Consider the following 19,179-nt stretch of genomic DNA (forward strand, 5'->3'; position numbering starts at 1 on the left):
CATGATGAAAAACAGATTAAAACTCACGGCTTTTATCGCATTATTTACCGCCAGCGTTTTTCACACGGCATCAGCCGCTGAAAAAATCACCGTATTTGCAGCGGCTTCACTCACCAATGCGCTACAGGAAATTTCAGCCGACTATCAGAAAAAAACCGGTAATGAAATTTTGACCTCTTTTGCTTCATCGTCAACGCTGGCCCGCCAGATTGAACAGGGCGCACCGGCCGATATTTTTATCTCGGCCGACCAGCAATGGATGGATTACGCGGTAGATAAAAAGGTGATAGAAGACAATACTCGCCTAACCCTACTGGGTAATGATTTAGCGTTAGTTGCTCCAGAAAACAGCGCGCTGAAAACGGTTACCATCGATAAAAAAACTGACTGGACATCGCTGCTTAACGGCGGGCGTTTAGCGGTTGGCGATCCTGATCACGTACCGGCCGGTATCTATACCAAGCAGGCTTTACAATATTTAGGCAACTGGGACCAGTTGGAATCTAAAATGGCCCGTTCAAATAACGTTCGGGCCGCGCTGGCTCTGGTAGAACGTGAAGAAGCACCGCTGGGTATTGTCTATGGTTCCGATGCGGTAGCCAGTAAAAAAGTGAAAGTCGTCGGCATTTTCCCGGCGGAGAGCCACCTGCCGGTAGAGTACCCGATCGCAACCGTTAAAGGCCACTTAACGCCGGCGGTAAAAGCCTTCTCTGCCTATCTTTCAACGCCGGAAGCTTCTGAAGTATTTAAACGCTATGGTTTTAGTCCACGGAAATAGTGATGTTATCTGAATACGAGCTACAGGCTCTACTGCTTAGCCTCAAAGTGGCCGGCGTTGCCGTAGCCTTCAGCCTGCCTCTGGGCATTTTTGTCGCATGGATCCTTGCCCGCTGCAGCTTTGCGGGTAAGGCCTTGGTCGACAGTATTATTCATCTTCCTCTGGTTCTCCCTCCGGTGGTTATTGGCTACCTGCTGTTAATCGGCATGGGAAAGCGCGGCGTTATCGGTGAGTGGCTTTATCAGTGGTTTGGCTTTAGCTTTACGTTTAGCTGGCGCGGAGCCGCGCTGGCATCGGCGGTGATTGCTTTCCCGCTGATGGTTAGAGCAATTCGGCTGGCTCTTGAAGCGGTGGATTTAAAGCTGGAACAGGCGGCCCGAACGCTAGGGGCTGGCTTTTGGCGCGTGCTGTTTACCGTGACGCTGCCGCTATCTTTTCCCGGCATTCTGGCGGGGGTGGTGCTGGCATTTGCCCGTTCGCTAGGGGAATTTGGCGCGACCATTACCTTTGTTTCCAATATTCCCGGCGAAACCCGCACCATTCCGCTAGCCATGTACACGCTGATTGAAACGCCCGGCGCAGAAGGCGACGCGGCCCGGCTGTGCGCTATTGCCATTTTACTCTCGCTGGTTTCTCTACTATTGTCCGAATGGCTGGCTCGCTGGAGCCGACGCAGGCTGGGTATCTGATGCTAAAACTCAATTTCAAACAGCAACTGGGCGATCTTACATTAGATATTTCTACTGAGGTGCCGGGCCAGGGCATTACCGCTATTTTCGGCCTATCCGGCGCCGGTAAAACGTCGTTGATCAACGCAGTCAGCGGGCTAACTCGCCCCGACAGCGGCCACATTGTATTAAACGATCGGGTTCTGGTGGACTGCGCCCGGCGCTTTTATTTACCGCCGGAAAAACGCCGGATTGGCTACGTGTTCCAAGATGCCCGGCTGTTCCCGCATTACAGCACCAAGGGAAACCTGCAGTACGGCATGCGTGACGGCATGAAAGGGCAGTTTGATGACATCGTCGAGCTGTTGGGCATCGGCCACCTATTGAAACGCTTCCCTTTAACCCTGTCCGGCGGAGAGAAGCAGCGCGTGGCTATTGGCCGGGCACTGTTAACCGGACCTGAACTGCTATTGATGGACGAACCTTTAGCCTCACTGGACGTTCCGCGTAAACGCGAGCTGATCCCTTATCTGGAACGTTTGGCCCGTGACGTGAACGTTCCGATTCTGTATGTCACTCACAGCATGGAAGAGATTTTGCGTTTGGCGGAGCAGGTGGTGGTACTGGATAGTGGCAAAGTGATCGCTGCGGGTGAGCTGGAGTCGGTATGGTCCAGCGACGCCATGGCACCTTGGCTTCAGCAGGAGGAGCAAAGCAGCGTGCTGAACGTTACGTTGCTTCATCACCACCAAGATTATCAAATGAGCGGGCTGGCGTTGGGCGAACACTGCCTGTGGGTCAATCAGGTAGACGGGGTGCCGGGGCAAACGTTACGTATTCGGATCCACGCCGCAGACGTCTCTTTGGTGCTGGAGCGGCCGCTACACAGCAGCATCCGTAACATTCTGCCGGCAGACGTGGTCGCGCTTCATGAGTGCAACGGGCGGGTAGACGTGAAGCTAGCGGTAGGGCCTCATTACCTCTGGGCCCGGATTACCCCATGGGCCAGAGACGATTTGAACATTCACCCGGGCCAGCAACTGTTTGCGCAAGTCAAAAGCGTATCAATGAGCCGGGAGAACTGGTAATCCGCTATCTCACCGCCACCGACGCTATTTTGTTGGTCGACGCGGTGAGTGGCATGACGGTGTCACAAGTGAATTAAAGCACGTACTCTCGAATGACGTTAGCAATGCTTGGTACATCGTTATCGGTCGTCACCATATTGGCCGCGTTTTTTACTTCATCGGTGCTATTACCCATCGCAACGCCCATTCCCGCCTGTTCCAGCATGCTAACGTCGTTGAGGTTATCGCCGAAGGCAATCACGTTGTCCATGGTTAAATTCTGAGATTCAACCCACAGGCGCAGGCGATTTCCCTTGCTGTTACCGCGCTGGGCCAGATCGATTTGGTTATGCCATGAACGCTCACAGGAAAGCCCCAGCTCTTGCTCAACCAATGAACTGAAGTGGTTGAGAGCATCGGTATCATCACTTGACGTCGCAAACTTCCAGACGTTGTCTGCGCGGTTAATTGCGGTTTCAAACTTGTCTACCTTCAGCATATTCGGACGCTGGTTCTCGGGTAAACGGGCCGACCAGTCAAACCAACGGGTAATACTGTCATCCTGATGTTCAAACGTCATCGCATTATCAATGTACATCAGGCTTTGTATTGGATGGTCGCGTAGTAGCTCCGCCACACGAATAGCCTGCGATTTAGTTAGCGGATTGCCTGACAGCACCTGCTTTTGCTGATAATCGTAGGTATAGGTTCCGTTACAACAAATTGCCGGCGTATCGAGCCGTAATGCCTGATAAAAAGGATGGATCGCCACGTGATGACGGCCGGTAACGATAATAACCTGAATGCCTTTCTGGCGGGCCTGAGAGAGAACGTCTAACGATTCTGGCAGAATTTGCTTCTGGGGATTGAGTAAGGTTCCGTCCAGATCGAGCGCAATAGTATGATATTTCATATCGGCTGATTTCATCTGTTTATTGGGTGATGACAGGAGAGAGTCGTTGTCGGAATGCGCAATTCGAGCATAAAACCGGCGTTTGATCAAAGGTTAATTCGGCCGACGGCGCTGAAAATAAATATATTCCAAGTAACCATTCTGTAACAAAGCAAAGATAGGCTAATTTTAAGAAACGCGTTGCTGATAAGAGAGCGATCGGGTGAAACTGCCGATACCAGCGGTAACCGACGGGCAACAGGCCAATACCCCTAGCTATTGAGTGGTTTTGGGTAATATTTAACGGATGGCTTAAATTAAAAATATGGTCATCGGACTACTGCTTTTTTTAGACATTTTTAAGCATAAATCGCTAGTAAATATGTGTAAAAAAAATTTAAAAAAGTGTCAGTGAAATGCCTTTTTAAAAAATGCGATGGTTCGCAATGTAGCAGTATTAGTAGGAAATTTTCACTTATCCACCATTCCTGTGGATAACCTTGTGCATTAACGTTAGAAAAGTAGTTTAGGGCTAGAGCCTATGCGGCCTATTGGAATTTTGTCCGTATTGTCGTCGTTCTTTTAAATACATTAATTATCATTGCGTTAACTAAAATCAAGAGATCTCAATTTGTCTCTTTTCTCTTCGGGATTTGTGACTGATTCAATGAGTTGTATCCCATAATGTCAATCAACTTCTGGGGATAAATTACACTTTTGCAACTTGACTTTACTCAAAATATAGAACTTCTAATAAGGCCAATAATGTTGTTTTAGAATTAGCCAGTTAGCTTATTTTTGTTTTTCACTGGATTAATATACAGTATACTAAAGATGGCAAAAAGACGACAAGATTTACATAATAGATCTGTGGTCCTTTTTGCTAACGCTGATCGTCGTTATTTCATTTCCGGCATCCGATTTTTTAATCCAGATAGAGCTTACAATGAGCAAAACATTCAAACTAAATTCAGCCTTTCAACCTGCTGGCGATCAGCCAGAAGCTATCCGGCGGCTGACTGAAGGATTAGAAGACGGCTTAGCCCATCAAACATTGCTAGGGGTAACGGGGTCGGGTAAAACCTTTACCATTGCCAACGTGATTGCCAAGCTTGAACGCCCGACCATGATTCTGGCCCCCAACAAAACGCTGGCGGCTCAGCTTTACGGTGAAATGAAAGCGTTTTTCCCCGAAAATGCGGTGGAGTATTTTGTCTCTTACTACGACTACTACCAGCCGGAAGCCTACGTTCCCAGTTCAGATACCTTTATTGAGAAAGACGCTTCGATTAACGAACACATTGAGCAAATGCGGCTATCGGCGACCAAGGCTCTGTTAGAGCGCCGCGACGTGGTTCTGGTGGCATCGGTTTCCGCTATCTATGGCTTAGGCGACCCCGACGCTTATTTGAAAATGATGCTGCACCTTACCCGCGGCATGATTATCGATCAGCGTTCTATTTTGCGCCGTTTGGCGGAGTTGCAATACGTCCGCAACGATCAGGTGTTTCAGCGCAGTACCTTCCGGGTGCGCGGTGAGGTGATCGACATTTTCCCGGCGGAATCTGACGAATACGCTCTGCGTATAGAGCTGTTCGATGAAGAGGTTGAACGTTTATCTATTTTCGACCCGCTGACCGGCCAAATTCAGCAGGTGGTGCCGCGCTTTACTATTTATCCTAAAACCCACTATGTGACGCCAAGAGAGCGAATTATTGAGGCCATCGAAGGCATCAAGGTCGAACTGGCGGACCGCAAGCGGGTATTATTAGCCAACGATAAGCTGGTGGAAGAGCAGCGCTTAAGCCAGCGTACCCAATTCGATATCGAAATGATGAACGAACTGGGTTACTGCTCCGGTATCGAAAACTACTCGCGCTATTTATCCGGCAGGCCAGAGGGCGCACCGCCGCCGACACTGTTTGATTACCTACCGGCTGACGGCCTGCTGGTGATCGACGAATCTCACGTAACGGTGCCTCAAATTGGCGGTATGTATAGGGGCGATCGGGCGCGTAAAGAAACGCTGGTTGAATACGGCTTCCGTCTGCCTTCAGCATTGGATAACCGGCCAATGCGGTTTGAAGAGTTCGAGCAACTGGCGCCTCAGACTATCTATGTTTCGGCGACGCCGGGCAATTACGAGCTGGAAAAATCCGGCGGTGAGATTATCGAACAGGTGGTTCGTCCTACCGGTTTATTAGATCCGCTGATTGAAGTGCGGCCGGTTGGCACTCAGGTCGATGACTTACTGTCTGAAATTCGCAAACGGGTAGAGATTAACGAGCGGGTGCTGGTAACCACGCTGACCAAGCGGATGGCCGAAGACTTGACCGAATATTTGGAAGAGCACGGCGAACGGGTGCGTTACCTGCATTCTGATATCGATACCGTTGAGCGGGTTGAAATTATTCGCGACCTGCGCCTTGGCGAGTTCGACGTGCTGGTCGGCATCAACCTGTTACGGGAAGGTCTGGACATGCCGGAAGTATCGCTGGTGGCGATTCTGGACGCCGACAAAGAAGGCTTTTTGCGTTCTGAACGCTCGTTGATTCAAACCATCGGGCGTGCGGCCCGTAATCTGAACGGAAAAGCCATCCTGTACGGCGATAGAATCACTAAATCTATGGCTAAGGCGATTGATGAAACCGAACGCCGCAGAGCGCGGCAAATTGCCTATAACGCCGAGCACGGCATTGTGCCTCAGGGGCTGAATAAATCGGTTGAAGATATTCTGGAACTTGGCCAAGGGCTAGGCACGCTGAAGCACGCCAAAGGGCGCGGTAAGAAGAAAGCGGCCGAAACCACTACCGACTACACCGCATTTACGCCGCAGGCGCTGGATAAACGTATCAGAGAGCTGGAAAGCAAGATGTACGTTCATGCGCAAAACCTTGAGTTCGAAGAGGCCGCGCATCTCAGAGATGAGCTACAGCAGCTTAGAGCCCAGTTTATTGCGCTGTCGTAACCCTATGACGGTCGCCAGCATCTAAGGGCCGAACGCCCTTAGATGTGGCTATTACCTACCTGAATCGCCTTACTCCGCCAACGTGGCCCTGAAATCCATGGCTGTAGTTACCTCGGTCAAAGTTACCTCGGTTCACGTTACCCCGATTGACATTCTGCTGCCCTTGGAACCGGTCACCATTGCTCTGGATCCGCTGCCCGGCACCGTTCTGGCCTAGCCGCTGACCTGACTGGCGGTTTTGCTGAACGTTAGGATGATTTTGTTGAAACTGTTGGTGGTTCTGGCCCGTACGGCTTATGAGCTGCTGAGCCTGATTGCTATCTGCCGCCGGATGGCTGCGCTGTGCGGTGCGTTCATCACCGCGGCTGCGGGCTAGCCTGTCGGTGGTCACGCCTGAATCAGCCGAAGGCCGTACTGATTTAAACTGACCGTCAGGCTGAGCCTGCTGCCAGCCTTGGCCTCGTTGATAGCGGTAAATCTGACCGTCTTTTCCCGCATAAACGCCACCGTTGGTATTCACCACGCCGCCGTGGGTGACCTGCCCGGTGCTGGCATCATAGTGGACATAGCCTGAGCCGTGGACATCGCCTCCGGCACCCCGGCTGTTAAATGAACCGGCCGCCGTCGCCCCTTGGTCAGTTCGCCCGGCCGCGTGTACGCTGTTGGTGACGCGCCCGGTGCGGGTATTCACCGTGGTTCTACTGCCACCGGCAACCGCATTGCCGTTATTACGGTTAACCGCGGCACCACCGCGTTCTGCAACGGCCCTGCCGGTTTCTGGGTTATAGCGAACGTCGCCCGCCGCACCGCGGGTGACGCCGGTGTAGTCGTTGGTATTTCTGGCCGCATAGCCAAATCCGTGAGTACCGGTGGCCTGATTATAGAAGTTACCGCGCATGCTGGTGCCATAGTTGCCGGTCCATGAGTTAGACCAACTGACTCTGGTTCCCTGAGCCACGGTGTTTCCCCAACGCCCGTAAGCATTGCTGACCGCCACCGACGGGCCGCCGTACCACGAATGGTGGTCGTCCCAGTCATCGTGGTCATACCATGGCCCCCAGTACGGGCCATACCAGGCTGAAGCCCATGCGGCACCGGCGATAAATCCAAAGGTCCAGCCCACGTAAGGATCGTAGCCAAAGGCGGCGTTATAGCCATAGGTCGCCGGATAGCCGTACCAGACGGTGCCAACCCATGGCGTATAGGCATAACCGGTGCCATAAACCACAACGCCATTAGTCACCACCGTGCCGTAATAGCCGGGCGTATAGCCAACGTAAACCACCGTATCGGTATGGCTGTAAACGTGAACATAGGTTACGTAATGCACCGGCGAACTGGCCGGAATGGTATAAATAATAGAAGGAACCGACAGCGCAACCGACCATGGTCCATTCGGCGCTGTAGCGGTAAACCATACGCCGTTTTGCACCGCGAAATACAGCACCGGGCTTAGCTGAATCACCGGTAACGGCGTATTCACCGCGTAAGACATTGACGTGCCATCGATGGGCGCGAATTTTGCCGCGCCGCCGTCATAGGCCACTTGGAGCTTGGCATGACTGATATTCACGCTGGCAGTTTGTGGAATGGCGTTGGCGATCAACGACTCTCTGGCCTCCGGTGTGCCGGGAATCGAGGCTAAAACCGGGCTTTTTTCATGCACAGGCGGTATTTTGGCAAAGTCCGCCGGTAGCTTGTCGCCGGGCACGTAAGCCCACGGGCCTTTGGTGGAGGAGGCGGTAAACCAACGGCCGGATAACAGCACATACCACGCGTTATCCGCCGAGGCATCAATAAACACGTCGCTGGTGGTATTAGTGATATAGGCCAAACCGGTGTTTTCAATCGGCGCAAACTCGGGCTCGCCCTGAACGGTAATCAGCTCTGCCGCTCCGGTTGAGCTATAGATAGTTGGATACCGACCGTCCGCCAGCATTTTTTTCATCTCATCGCTGGGCTTATCCATCACGTCGACCGCTTTGGCTTTTATCGCCGATTCCCTTGCCTGATTCAATTCCGGGGAGACGGTTTTAACCCCGGCCCATGGGCCATTTAGCCCCGGCGCTTTCATCCAGTGGCCGGCAAAGTTCAGGTACCAGCTATTGTCTTCAACCAGCAATAATGAGCGGGTATTAATCACTCGGGATACGCCTTTCACCTCGGTAGGCTTAATCACCGGCTCACCGTCGACCAACACCAACAGCGCCGGGCTGAAGGTAAACAGAATTTGTGGTGGCTTATTGTCAACGCTGATGCCGGTCTGAATGCCTTCCGCCTGCTTAATGGCCAGCGCGGCCTCTAGCTGATCGAGGTTAGTGACTAAACTATGCGCCGGAAGGGCCTTGCGGATCAGCGCCAGATAGGCATCCTGACTGGCCGCTTCGGTTGGGAAGCTGACCTTATCAATAGTGATATTATCGAGCTGAGCGGTACGGCCAACGGTATCGATACTGGTCCGGGCGGAGAACCAGACCACGCCATAGGCCAGCTTGTCTTTTGCCTTGCTTTTTCCAGTGGCGGCAGCGCCTTGTTTAACCGAAACGGCTAACCGGCCTTTGAGAATATTGCCTTCCAGGCTGTCTAACTGTGGCTGATAAAACGTCAGGGAAGTGCCATCAATGGTGTAATTATGGGGCCAAGGACCGTTGGGCGTCGTTTTGTCGGCGGTGGCGGCGCTTGCCGACAGTACCGCACAGCTCAACAGCAATGCGGACAGCAGGGCGGTGATTCTTCTGTACATGATAAAGCCTCTCTCGGATCCCGATCTAACGGTCTGTGGGGCTGATAGTTGCTGTCCATATCGCCATAAAGCGTGCGGATCGGCGGCCTGAATGACGCATGCAGGTTGAAATAACCTTTATATTCAAGCATAAGACGACTTATCTCTCTTCGCCAACTCCGCGCAATGATATTCTTTCGGTTTATGCTAACGCTTTGGCCAAATCAGCTTTATTACTCTCTATGGCTCACTATTACTCCTTCCGTTGAATCGTTTTTTTACCTTAAGTGGCATGCTTGGTATACTCGGCTTTCTTCAACTCAGCGGGCAACGGCACTTATGGACCAGCAAACAAACGATCCCCTCCACGGCGTCACTCTAGAACGTTTATTAACCATTCTGGTTGATAAACACGGTTGGGAGAAGCTGGCCGGTGAAGTGAACATCAACTGTTTTAAATCCGACCCCAGCGTTAAGTCGAGTTTAAAATTCCTGCGCCGAACGCCGTGGGCCCGAAAGCAGGTAGAAGAGCTGTATATCCGCGACCTTCAGGACGCGTTGGAAAAGCCAAAAAAATCAGACAAACCTCAACGGTTAGAAAAATCAGAAAAAAGCGATGACGCCAATGGGCCATGGGGGAAGTGGGCGAAGTAGCGTATGGATGATCGGCTAGCGCTTATATCGTGGTATTTTTTTGATTATTCAGGTATTGAGGCATAGATAATGGATGATTTTGCACCGTCAGATCTTAAAAGTATTTTGCATTCAAAACGCGCCAATCTTTATTATCTTGAACACTGCCGGGTGTTAGTTAACGGCGGTCGGGTTGAGTATGTCACCGACGCCGGAAAAGAGTCGCTTTACTGGAATATCCCGATCGCAAATACCACCTCTATTTTACTGGGAACGGGAACCTCAATTACTCAGGCCGCCGTGCGGGAACTGGCCAAAGCCGGCGTGTTGATCGGTTTTTGCGGCGGAGGCGGAACGCCACTGTTTTCTGCCAATGAAGTGGACTGCGACGTGGCATGGTTTTCGCCACAGAGTGAATACCGGCCAACCGAGTATTTACGTCAGTGGATGAGCTTTTGGTTTAACGATGAAAAGCGGCTGGCGGCGGCTAAATTATTGCAACAGGCTCGTTTAACCCTGATTGGACTGTGCTGGCCCAAACATGCCGATTTCGATATTGATGGCAACTGGCTGACGACATTACTCAAAAAGTACAGCGATGAGATCGCGCTGGCGCCGGACATCACTCACTTACTGACTCAGGAAGCCCGTTTGACCAAGGCACTGTATGCCTTAGCGGTAAAAGCGGTTAACTACGGTGATTTTACCCGCACCAAAGGCGGCGGAGGCGATGGTGCCAATCGTTTTCTCGATCACGGTAACTATTTAGCCTACGGTTTGGGCGCTACGGCCACTTGGGTATTGGGTTTACCGCACGGCGTTGCGCTATTGCATGGTAAAACCCGACGCGGTGGTCTGGTTTTTGATGCCGCTGACTTAGTCAAAGACGCGCTGATTTTACCGCAGGCTTTTATCTCATCAACGGCTGGACACACGGAACAACAGTTCCGACAGGCTTGCATTCAGACATTGACCAGCCATAGCGCGCTGGATTTCATGATTGACAATCTAAAGCTGATTGCCGAAACCATGGACTGTTCAGAGCGTCAGCCATGAACGTGCTACTGATTTCCCAATGTCATAAAAAAGCCCTGACCGAAACCCGACGCATTGTCGATCAGTTTGCCGAGCGCTGTGGCGATCGGACCTGGCAGACCGTTATCACCGCTCAGGGATTAGATACTCTACGTAAACTTCTGCGCAAAACGGCCCGTAGAAATACCGCCGTAGCCTGCTATTGGACCCACGGCAAGAATAATACGGAGCTGCTGTGGGTGGTCGGTAATCGTAACGCGTTTAACGCCCAAGGCAGGGTGCCAACCAACCGCACACAGCGCAATATTTTACGCAAAACCGATGAAGAGAGCTGGCAGCTTAGCCACAGCCTGCAAATTCTCAGCGTTTTGGCCGCACTGCTGCATGACTTAGGCAAATCATCGGTGGGTTTTCAGCAAAAGCTGAAGGGCATTGATTCCGGGCTGAAGGGCGATCCTTATCGTCATGAATGGGTTTCAATGCGGATCTTTCAGGCTATTGTCGGTAAGGCTAAAACCGACGCCGAATGGCTAGGCTTTCTGGCGGACTTTGATGCCTTTGAACAACGGTACCCGAACTGGCAGCAGGATATTCTCAAAGACCATATTGATGCGAAGGCCAGCTCTGACTACGCATGGGCTAATTTACCACCGCTGGCTCAGGCGGTCGGCTGGTTAATCACCTCCCACCATCGAATGCCGTTTTATGCCGACAACGACGGAGAAGAGAACCGCTCGATTGTTGAAGCCTTAGAACGGCACCTGAAGCCGGTTAACGGCTGGGTGAGCAATCATTATCCAGCGGAAGCGGGCCCCAAACCGATCGTCCCTTTCTGGACGTTTAACGCCATGGTGACCGACAGCCAGTCATGGCGCAAATCGGTATCCCGCTGGGCCGAGCGGGCGCTCAGAGATAATCACCTGACTAAACAGATCAGCTTTGCCTTTTTTGACCCGCTGCTTATGCACTTGGCCCGCATGAGCCTGATGGTGGGCGACCACACCTATTCTGGCTTACCCCGCCACGATAAATACGGCGATAGCGATTTTGGGCTATATGCCAATACGGAAAAGGTTGACTCAGACACGCCAGCAGGAACCCCCCGACAGCGGCTAGATGAGCATTTAGTCGGTGTGGCAAAGCATGCGGAAAAATTCAGCCAACTGCTGCCGCGCATAACAGATAGCCTGCCGGGCATTGGTGAACACCGGGGGTTTAAAAAGCGCACGACCCACGATCGCTTTGCTTGGCAAAATAAAGCCTATGAACTGGCGGTTAGCCTACGCGAAAAAAGCCAGATGCAGGGGTTCTTCGGCATCAATATGGCTTCAACCGGCTGTGGCAAAACCTTGGGCAACGGCCGGATTATGTATGGTTTAAGCGATCCGGCCAAAGGGGCCCGATTCACCATGGCGCTGGGGCTGCGGGTGCTGACTCTACAAACGGGTGAGGAATATCGCCAACGCATGGGGCTGAATGAAGACGACTTAGCGATTTTAGTTGGCGGTAAGTCAGTGGTTGATCTGTTTAATTTATATAAACGCTCTGATGAGACCGGTGAAAGTACCGCACTCAGCTCATCAGAACTTAACGTTTATGAACAAGATAGTTTTAAAACGTTTACCGAAGCGCTGATAAAGAATTACGGTGCCGGTAGTGAATCGGCCATGGAGCTTGAAGACGGATACGTTCACTACGACAGCCCGATTGAAGACCATCATTTAGGTTCGGTTATTCGCGATGCGAAAGCCAAAAAGCTGCTGTATGCGCCGATAGTCACCTGCACCATCGATCACCTGATGGGGGCGACTGAGACTGCCCGGGGCGGTAAATATATTGTTCCGATGCTGCGGCTACTGTCTGCCGATTTGATTTTAGATGAACCCGATGACTTTAATCTGGAAGATTTACCCGCGCTTTCCCGTTTAGTCAATATGGCCGGTATGCTGGGTTCCCGAGTGTTACTGTCATCGGCTACGCTGCCACCGGCTATGTTAGTCGGCCTGTTTGAAGCCTATCAGGCAGGGCGGGCTATTTGGAACCGTCACCACGGTATTAAAGGGCAACGGATCGTGTGTGGCTGGTTTGATGAGCAAGAACCGCAGCAGGCTGACTGTGATGATAACGCCGGGTTTGCGCAGGCCAATGCTAAATTTGTTACCCGCCGGGTTGCTATGCTGGAAAAAGCGCCGGTGCTGCGTCAGGCGGCTATTTTATCGCTGTCGGTCACGCCGCAGAAAAACGTTCAGTTTGACCAACTGGCGCACGACGTTTTACGCGGCGTTCAGACCTTACACTCCGCTCATCGGCAACCTTGCCCACATACCGGTAAGCAGGTCAGCTTTGGCCTGATTCGCCTAAGCAATATTACTCCGCTGGTGGAGCTGGCTCAGGCGTTGTACCAAAGCGAGGGGCTGGCCGATACCGAAATTCATCTGTGCGTTTACCATGCTCGCCAACTGCTGGCCCTGCGGTCCGATTTAGAAAATCAGCTGGATCGTATTTTGAACCGTCATCAAGAGTCAGACGTTTTTGGCCTTAAACCGGTTTCGTCGGTGCTTAAAAAAGCTCAGGCCGAGAACGTGATTTTTATTGTGTTAGCCACTCCCGTGGCGGAAGTGGGAAGGGATCACGACTATGACTGGGCGATTGTTGAGCCTTCCAGCATGAGATCGATTATTCAACTGGCGGGGCGGGTTAAACGCCATCGCCCGGTGCCGGTTACTGAACCGAATATGCTGATTATGAGCACCAACGTTCGGGCGCTGAAGCAGGGGAGTAATCTCGGGGTTAAAGGTAAAGACATCGTGCCGGTATTTTGCTTGCCGGGTTTTGAAACCAGATCCAATAAATTAGTCGGCCGGGCGCTGATGCTTGAGTCGCATAAAACCGCGGAGATTCTGGCTAATGCTTTAGGCCATATTAATTCTGCGCCCAGAATTGAAAATCCGATGCCTGAAATTTTACTGATTGCCCTAGAGCATAAGGCTGTTGGGCGGGTAATGAACCATCCTGAGGGCAAGATTAATCTGGTCAATGCATGGTGGCGAACTTCGTTGAGCGCGGGACAACCGGAGGTTTTATTAGCTAATCCTTATCTGTTCTATTTGCAAAAAGAGACGCCTTTCAGGAAAGGGCTGCCTCAGACTCGCTATGTCTATGTGCAAAACGAAGAAGGAGGTATGCAGTTTGAGAATATTGAATACCCTAATCAGAGTGAAGATGCCAAATTCAAGCCAGCTATTCTTCAATGTAAAGGGCCGGTTCAACCGTGGTTAAATCAGGACTATGAGGTAGTGTTAAATCAGCTAGCTCAGAAACTGGAAACCGAGGATTTAGCCCGTCTGGCGCGAAGGTTTGGATTCGTTGATTTGGATAGCCATCGGCTAGAGTGGAATTACCATCCGCTGCTGGGTTTTTGTCCGAGATAACAGCGGATTTATTCTGACTTCAATGTGTTATTTTTGTTGTTGATTAGTCCTGATTGTTAATAGTTTTATTATCGAAACTATTTTTATCTGCTTGTAATTATTAATAATAGTGTAATCCTATAAACCGCCATTCAGGCGGTTTTTTTGTGTCCTATCTCTAATAGTTAAATGATTAACATTGAAGTTATTAATTTTTAATTCACTGTTCATCACAGTTTTCATTTTAACGAATAATTACAAAGGGAGGTGAGAATGCCGATTCAACAGGCGGTTTATGCTTTTATCAATGAGCTCTTGCAGGCTAAGTATGATAAAGCCAAGTCTCAGCGGAAAATTGATAATGTAACGCTAGAATATCAGTTATACATATGGATAGCCGATGCAGCAAAGCGGATCGGGAAAGTTCAGTTTGTCACCCATACGGTAAAAGGAATTCATCCCTACAGTAAAGGGACCAATATTAAAGCTCAGTTTACTGAGTTACCAGAAGGCTTAATCGGATCTTCAACCCTGAGCAAACACGCTTTGGATGTGGCCGGTAATACCGGTGTTCTCGACATTTGTAAGTTCTTAAATGTTGTAATTGATAAAAATACCACGGTATTAGACTTGGTATTACGGGAAGACCCTCGTTTATTACCGGTGCTTTCTAACGATGTTCAGGAAGCGAAACAGCACCTGACCGCGTTTAAAAGCATCTCCTACAGCTCGACAGAAAACGCCAAAGCCGATGAGTTAATGAAACAGCTGCTATGGCCGGTTAATAATGATGCCCAACGGCAGGGTAACTACCGAAACATTGTTCCTCTTTACCCCACTAGTTTTGTTCATCAGGTCTATCAAAATTTAAAGGAAATACGTTTTGGCGATGAGGTTAAGTTAGCCAAAGAGGCACATAAAAATGAAGAAAGGTATTCAACCGGTTATGTGTTTTTACCTGACATTGCTCATATCAAACTGGGTGGGTTTAAGCCTCAGAATATTTCCCAGCGTAATATAGAACGCGGCGGCCGCAATTATCTGCTGCCTTCTTTTCCCCCTAAGTTCCGTTATCAAGGAATCAACGCGCTGAAGCAGCAGGAGTCAATATTCAGCGGCGAATTTAACTACTTTGCCAAAAAGGATATTCAGCGCTTTTGCCGCGAAGTGATTGATGAATCGCGCAACAACAAGTCTGTTCGTGAAAAACGGCAACGGATTATTCAGGATATTCTCTCTACGCTAATAAAGTATGGGCAATCGATTCATAGCCTTGACGGTGGTTGGTCTGACGGTAGTAACCTTAAGGAGGCTCACGCATTTTGGTTAGACCCAAAGCGTGCTGAAACCGATACCCAATGGGCCGAGCAGAGGGAAAATACTGACTGGAAAACCGAGCTGGCCCATGATTTTGGCCTGTGGCTTAACCAACAGCTTAATAAGGCATACGACAATAACAAACAAATCCACTTAGCCGATACCGAACAGAAAGCATGGAAATACGACATGGTTGATTTGATTAAGCAAACCATTCGCGAAGGCTGGGGGGTATTTGAATGAAATACTATTTAGTTATACCGCAAATCAAAGTGCAAAACGCCAACTGCATTTCCAGCCCGCTAACCTACGGTTTCCCGGCGATAACCGCATTTACCGGCGCGGTTCATGCCCTTAGCCGTAAGCTCTCAGCTGCATTTAACGTCACGTTAGACGGCGTAGCCATCGCGGCTCATGACTATGATATTCAACGTTCCAGACCCAATAGTTACTCTGACTGGAGCTTTATCCAATCCCGCCATCCGATCAAGAAAGACGGTAGTTCTCCATCGATTATTGAGGAAGGCTACGTTCATTTAAGCCTGAGCTTGGTTATCGAAGTAATCGGCAACGCCGACTGGAACAGCGAAGAAAAGCAGGCATTTTGCGATGCGGTTTATCAACAGATGATGCAGCAGCGCTTGGCGGGTGGTTCGGTGTTGAGCATCGGTAATGCTCGGCGTTCGATAAGCTTACACAACGATCCTAAAGGCGACCCGAAAAAGGTTACAGCGATTCAAATTGAGCTTAGCCCGTCATTTTTACTGATAGACAGGCAAGATGCGCTGAACGAACACACTGCAAAGCTACAGGCTAAAAACCCGGATAACACCGCGCTGGATGCCTTAATCGATCTATGCGGCATCCATGTTCATCCTGAGGTTGAAACATCCAAGGATGAAGAAGTAGACGCGACAGAAAAGAAAGTCGCCTGGACTACATCATCGGCCAAAAACGGCTGGCTGGTGCCGATCCCGGTTGGCTATAAAGGCATTGCGCCAGAGTTTGCGGTGAATCAGGTTGCCGATATTCGCGCACCTCAGTACCCGACCCATTTTGTTGAATCGGTTTATTCAATCGGCGAGTGGCGCTTTGTTAATAACCTGCCTGCCTTTAGTAACATTTTCTGGCGTTATCAGACCGATCTCGATAATCAACTGTTTCTTGTGGCTCCGTCCCGTCAGGGCGATGAAAGCCAACAAAACGTATTTTAATTAATCTGAAATTTTTCAAGGAGCTCGACCATGTCTAAAACCACATTAAAAACGGCGTCAGTATTGGCTTTTGAACGTAACTTCGACGTGTCTGACGGCGTGTTTTATCAAACCAACTGGGACGATCGCACCGCGCCGATAAAAATTACAAACAGTGAAAAATCGGTGCGCGGTACCATCTCTAATCGCTTAAAAGCGGCGATTGCTGCCGATTCGGCTAAGTTAAACGCTGAAATTGAAAAAGCTAACCTGCAAACCGTCGATGTCTCTGCGTTAAATCAGCAACATGACACGCTATTGGTTAAATGGAGCCTAAAGGTATTACCTTTTACCGGTAAGCCTTGTGTATGTAATAGCGCTGAATATCAAAGCCAGCTGGAAGCAACGCTGCAAAGCTATATCAATAACGTGGGCTTTGATGAGCTAGCCAAACGCTATGCTACCAATATTGCCAACGCTCGCTTCCTATGGCGTAACCGAATGGGTGCAGAGAATATTGAGGTGGTGGTGAAAGTAGAAGGCCAGAGTGATTTGGTTTTCGATGCTAAAACCTATTCGCTGGTGGATTTTAAACGGTCTGACGCCCAGTTAGAAAAACTGACACAACTGATTAAACAAGGGCTTGCCGGCGAACGGTTTGTTTTGCTGCACATCGAAGCGTTTGCCCGCGTCGGCAAAGGGCAAGAAGTTTATCCATCGCAGGAACTGATCCTCGATCAGGGCAGCAGCAAAGGTAAGAAAAGCAAAACGCTGTATACCATTGACGAGGCGTCAGCCATGCATTCACAAAAAATCAGTAATGCGTTAAGAACCATCGATACCTGGTATCCGGACGCTAAGTTCCCGATTGCGGTTGAACCCTATGGCGCTGTCACTTCAATGGGAACCGCTTTCCGCCAGCCAAAGGCTAAAACCGATTTCTACAGCCTGTTTGACGGGTGGATTTTAAAGGATACGGCCCCAGAACTGGAACAGCAGCATTACGTGGCGGCAATCCTGATCCGCGGCGGCGTATTTGGTGAAAGCGGTAAGGAGTAAAATTATGGATCACTATATTGATATCCAGATTTTACCTAATCCTGAAATTGCCGCACCGCTGGTAATGAATCAGCTATTTTATCAGCTGCACCTGCTGTTGGTTGATGGCAATAACCATGCTGGCATTAGTTTTCCGGGCTACCAGCATAGTCAAGGCGGAGGGTTAGGCTCCTGTATTCGGTTGCACGGCACCGCTAAGGTTCTGACCGCATTAGATATCACTCGACGCGTCGATGGTATTACTGATTATGCCGCGGTCAGCGAGGTGTTAGCCGTTCCCGAACAGGTAAAAAATCATGCGGTATTTGTGCGTAAGCACACTAAAAGCCCGCGCGACGTTGAACGCAAACGCCAGCATCTGCTAAAAAAATCAGGCGGTGAATGGAATGAGGAAGCACAAGAGAGCTTGACGCGATTTATTGGCAAACTCAACTGCAATTATCCGTTTGCTCAACTGATTAGCCATAGCTCGGCACCGGCAAAGGGTATGGACAAAAACCATTTTTATCTCTTTATTGATAAACGAATAACGCCGGAGAAAACCGGTCAGTTCACAAAATATGGTTTAAGCGACCCAACCAACCACGCCACCGTTCCGATTTTTTAAACGTTAATGGAGTTGGTTCTTTAATAATGCGGAGATGAACTTAACTAACCCTTTTTTCAACGATAAATTCTGACTTATATAAAACAATAAGTTACGAAACCCGCTGAGAAAAGGGTATTTTAGCCGGAAATTGATAACTATCCTTAGATAGCAATATCTGCAAGGGTGTTTTTAGTTTAAATTTCTACTGAACCGCCGCATAGGCGGCTTAGAAACGTGCCTCTGAGGTCGAGGTAACCGCCGACGCCTGAACCGCCGCATAGGCGGCTTAGAAAAAAGTAAGCAGCAGGGCTTTTTCAGATATGTTCTGAACCGCCGCATAGGCGGCTTAGAAAACACACTACACACATACACAGCACATGCACAGCTGAACCGCCGCATAGGCGGCTTAGAAAACGGGTCGTGGACAAGAAATAGTTTGCATTATCTGAACCGCCGCATAGGCGGCTTAGAAACATATCCGGAAACGCCCGTGATAACACTGCTACTGAACCGCCGCATAGGCGGCTTAGAAAGGATATGTGCTGTCAAGTCCCATATCCGGAAATTGAACCGCCGCATAGGCGGCTTAGAAATGATGCCGATGGCACTCACGGCAGAGAACGGCCTGAACCGCCGCATAGGCGGCTTAGAAAATCCGGATTTTAGCACCCATCAACTCATCGAGCTGAACCGCCGCATAGGCGGCTTAGAAACAATAGACGTATTGCCGCCGCTCGCGCTGAATCTGAACCGCCGCATAGGCGGCTTAGAAAAACAGAATAAGTAAACGCCTCGGGCCAATTCACTGAACCGCCGCATAGGCGGCTTAGAAATCTTAATTGAAATGT

At 50.1% G+C, this 19,179-nt stretch carries 13 protein-coding genes and 1 CRISPR repeat array (1 of these 14 running past the window's edge); of the genes, 11 read left to right on the plus strand and 2 right to left on the minus strand.

Going from position 1 to position 19,179, the window contains the following annotated elements:
- Nucleotide 1: 1 nt before the first annotated feature.
- The 3 genes from modA to modC are packed head-to-tail and all read left to right on the plus strand — an operon-like array spanning nt 2 to nt 2,534.
- Nucleotides 2–778, plus strand: a complete 777-nt coding sequence (gene modA / locus GVI43_RS09225) for a molybdate ABC transporter substrate-binding protein (protein WP_159566570.1) — start codon at nt 2–4, stop codon at nt 776–778.
- The gene (gene modB / locus GVI43_RS09230) at nt 778–1,467 is read left to right on the plus strand and encodes a molybdate ABC transporter permease subunit (RefSeq protein WP_159566571.1); all 690 of its coding nucleotides are present in this window, start codon (nt 778–780) and stop codon (nt 1,465–1,467) included. The genes modA and modB overlap by 1 nt, the downstream gene beginning before the upstream one ends.
- Nucleotides 1,467–2,534 (plus strand): molybdenum ABC transporter ATP-binding protein ModC, encoded by a 1,068-nt coding sequence (modC, locus tag GVI43_RS09235; RefSeq protein ID WP_159566572.1) that lies wholly within the window; start codon nt 1,467–1,469, stop codon nt 2,532–2,534. Before modB ends, modC begins: the two co-directional genes overlap by 1 nt.
- A 73-nt stretch (nt 2,535–2,607) precedes the next feature.
- Here modC and GVI43_RS09240 read toward each other — a convergent pair whose 3' ends face one another.
- The gene (locus tag GVI43_RS09240; protein WP_159566573.1) at nt 2,608–3,426 is read right to left on the minus strand and encodes a pyridoxal phosphatase; all 819 of its coding nucleotides are present in this window, start codon (nt 3,424–3,426) and stop codon (nt 2,608–2,610) included.
- A 925-nt stretch (nt 3,427–4,351) separates the two neighbouring features.
- Between GVI43_RS09240 and uvrB the strand changes: the two genes are divergently transcribed.
- Nucleotides 4,352–6,373 carry an excinuclease ABC subunit UvrB gene (gene uvrB / locus GVI43_RS09245; RefSeq protein WP_159566574.1) on the plus strand — a complete coding sequence of 674 codons (2,022 nt, stop codon included), beginning with the start codon at nt 4,352–4,354 and terminating at the stop codon, nt 6,371–6,373.
- Nucleotides 6,374–6,428: 55 nt separating this feature from the next.
- Here uvrB and GVI43_RS09250 read toward each other — a convergent pair whose 3' ends face one another.
- Nucleotides 6,429–9,116 (minus strand): hypothetical protein, encoded by a 2,688-nt coding sequence (locus GVI43_RS09250; RefSeq protein WP_159566575.1) that lies wholly within the window; start codon nt 9,114–9,116, stop codon nt 6,429–6,431.
- A 318-nt stretch (nt 9,117–9,434) separates the two neighbouring features.
- On the opposite strand from GVI43_RS09250, the gene GVI43_RS09255 reads away from it, so the two are divergent.
- The 7 genes from GVI43_RS09255 to cas6f all read left to right on the plus strand — a co-directional run bounded on the left by GVI43_RS09255 (nt 9,435) and on the right by cas6f (nt 18,349).
- Entirely contained in the window at nt 9,435–9,749 is a 315-nt protein-coding gene (locus GVI43_RS09255; RefSeq protein WP_159566576.1) for a VF530 family protein, read from the plus strand.
- A 69-nt stretch (nt 9,750–9,818) separates the two neighbouring features.
- Complete coding sequence (gene cas1f / locus GVI43_RS09260) at nt 9,819–10,784, plus strand: type I-F CRISPR-associated endonuclease Cas1f (protein ID WP_159566577.1); 966 nt, start codon at nt 9,819–9,821, stop codon at nt 10,782–10,784.
- The gene (gene cas3f, locus GVI43_RS09265) at nt 10,781–14,194 is read left to right on the plus strand and encodes a type I-F CRISPR-associated helicase Cas3f (RefSeq protein WP_159566578.1); all 3,414 of its coding nucleotides are present in this window, start codon (nt 10,781–10,783) and stop codon (nt 14,192–14,194) included. Before cas1f ends, cas3f begins: the two co-directional genes overlap by 4 nt.
- 252 nt (nt 14,195–14,446) lie before the next feature.
- A complete protein-coding gene (gene csy1, locus GVI43_RS09270) occupies nt 14,447–15,733 on the plus strand; it encodes a type I-F CRISPR-associated protein Csy1 (protein ID WP_159566579.1) in 1,287 nt (428 codons plus the stop codon).
- Complete coding sequence (gene csy2 / locus GVI43_RS09275) at nt 15,730–16,704, plus strand: type I-F CRISPR-associated protein Csy2 (RefSeq protein ID WP_159566580.1); 975 nt, start codon at nt 15,730–15,732, stop codon at nt 16,702–16,704. The genes csy1 and csy2 overlap by 4 nt, the downstream gene beginning before the upstream one ends.
- A gap of 30 nt (nt 16,705–16,734) precedes the next feature.
- The gene (csy3, locus tag GVI43_RS09280; RefSeq protein WP_159566581.1) at nt 16,735–17,742 is read left to right on the plus strand and encodes a type I-F CRISPR-associated protein Csy3; all 1,008 of its coding nucleotides are present in this window, start codon (nt 16,735–16,737) and stop codon (nt 17,740–17,742) included.
- A 4-nt stretch (nt 17,743–17,746) separates the two neighbouring features.
- A complete protein-coding gene (gene cas6f / locus GVI43_RS09285; RefSeq protein WP_159566582.1) occupies nt 17,747–18,349 on the plus strand; it encodes a type I-F CRISPR-associated endoribonuclease Cas6/Csy4 in 603 nt (200 codons plus the stop codon).
- A gap of 187 nt (nt 18,350–18,536) precedes the next feature.
- A CRISPR array of direct repeats spans nt 18,537–19,179; the repeat unit is 28 nt; unit sequence CTGAACCGCCGCATAGGCGGCTTAGAAA (it continues 3,466 nt past the right edge of the window).

Source organism: Budvicia diplopodorum (genome assembly GCF_009800925.1).
GTDB lineage: Bacteria > Pseudomonadota > Gammaproteobacteria > Enterobacterales > Enterobacteriaceae > Budvicia > Budvicia diplopodorum.

Bases quoted from the DNA above. Each gene is read 5' to 3' on its own strand.
- modA (WP_159566570.1), top strand. From the start codon at position 2: ATGATGAAAAACAGATTAAAACTCACGGCTTTTATCGCATTATTTACC.
- modC (WP_159566572.1), top strand. From the start codon at position 1,467: ATGCTAAAACTCAATTTCAAACAGCAACTGGGCGATCTTACATTAGAT.
- GVI43_RS09240 (WP_159566573.1), bottom strand. From the start codon at position 3,426: ATGAAATATCATACTATTGCGCTCGATCTGGACGGAACCTTACTCAAT.
- uvrB (WP_159566574.1), top strand. From the start codon at position 4,352: ATGAGCAAAACATTCAAACTAAATTCAGCCTTTCAACCTGCTGGCGAT.
- GVI43_RS09250 (WP_159566575.1), bottom strand. From the start codon at position 9,116: ATGTACAGAAGAATCACCGCCCTGCTGTCCGCATTGCTGTTGAGCTGT.
- GVI43_RS09255 (WP_159566576.1), top strand. From the start codon at position 9,435: ATGGACCAGCAAACAAACGATCCCCTCCACGGCGTCACTCTAGAACGT.
- cas1f (WP_159566577.1), top strand. From the start codon at position 9,819: ATGGATGATTTTGCACCGTCAGATCTTAAAAGTATTTTGCATTCAAAA.
- cas3f (WP_159566578.1), top strand. From the start codon at position 10,781: ATGAACGTGCTACTGATTTCCCAATGTCATAAAAAAGCCCTGACCGAA.
- csy1 (WP_159566579.1), top strand. From the start codon at position 14,447: ATGCCGATTCAACAGGCGGTTTATGCTTTTATCAATGAGCTCTTGCAG.
- csy2 (WP_159566580.1), top strand. From the start codon at position 15,730: ATGAAATACTATTTAGTTATACCGCAAATCAAAGTGCAAAACGCCAAC.
- csy3 (WP_159566581.1), top strand. From the start codon at position 16,735: ATGTCTAAAACCACATTAAAAACGGCGTCAGTATTGGCTTTTGAACGT.
- cas6f (WP_159566582.1), top strand. From the start codon at position 17,747: ATGGATCACTATATTGATATCCAGATTTTACCTAATCCTGAAATTGCC.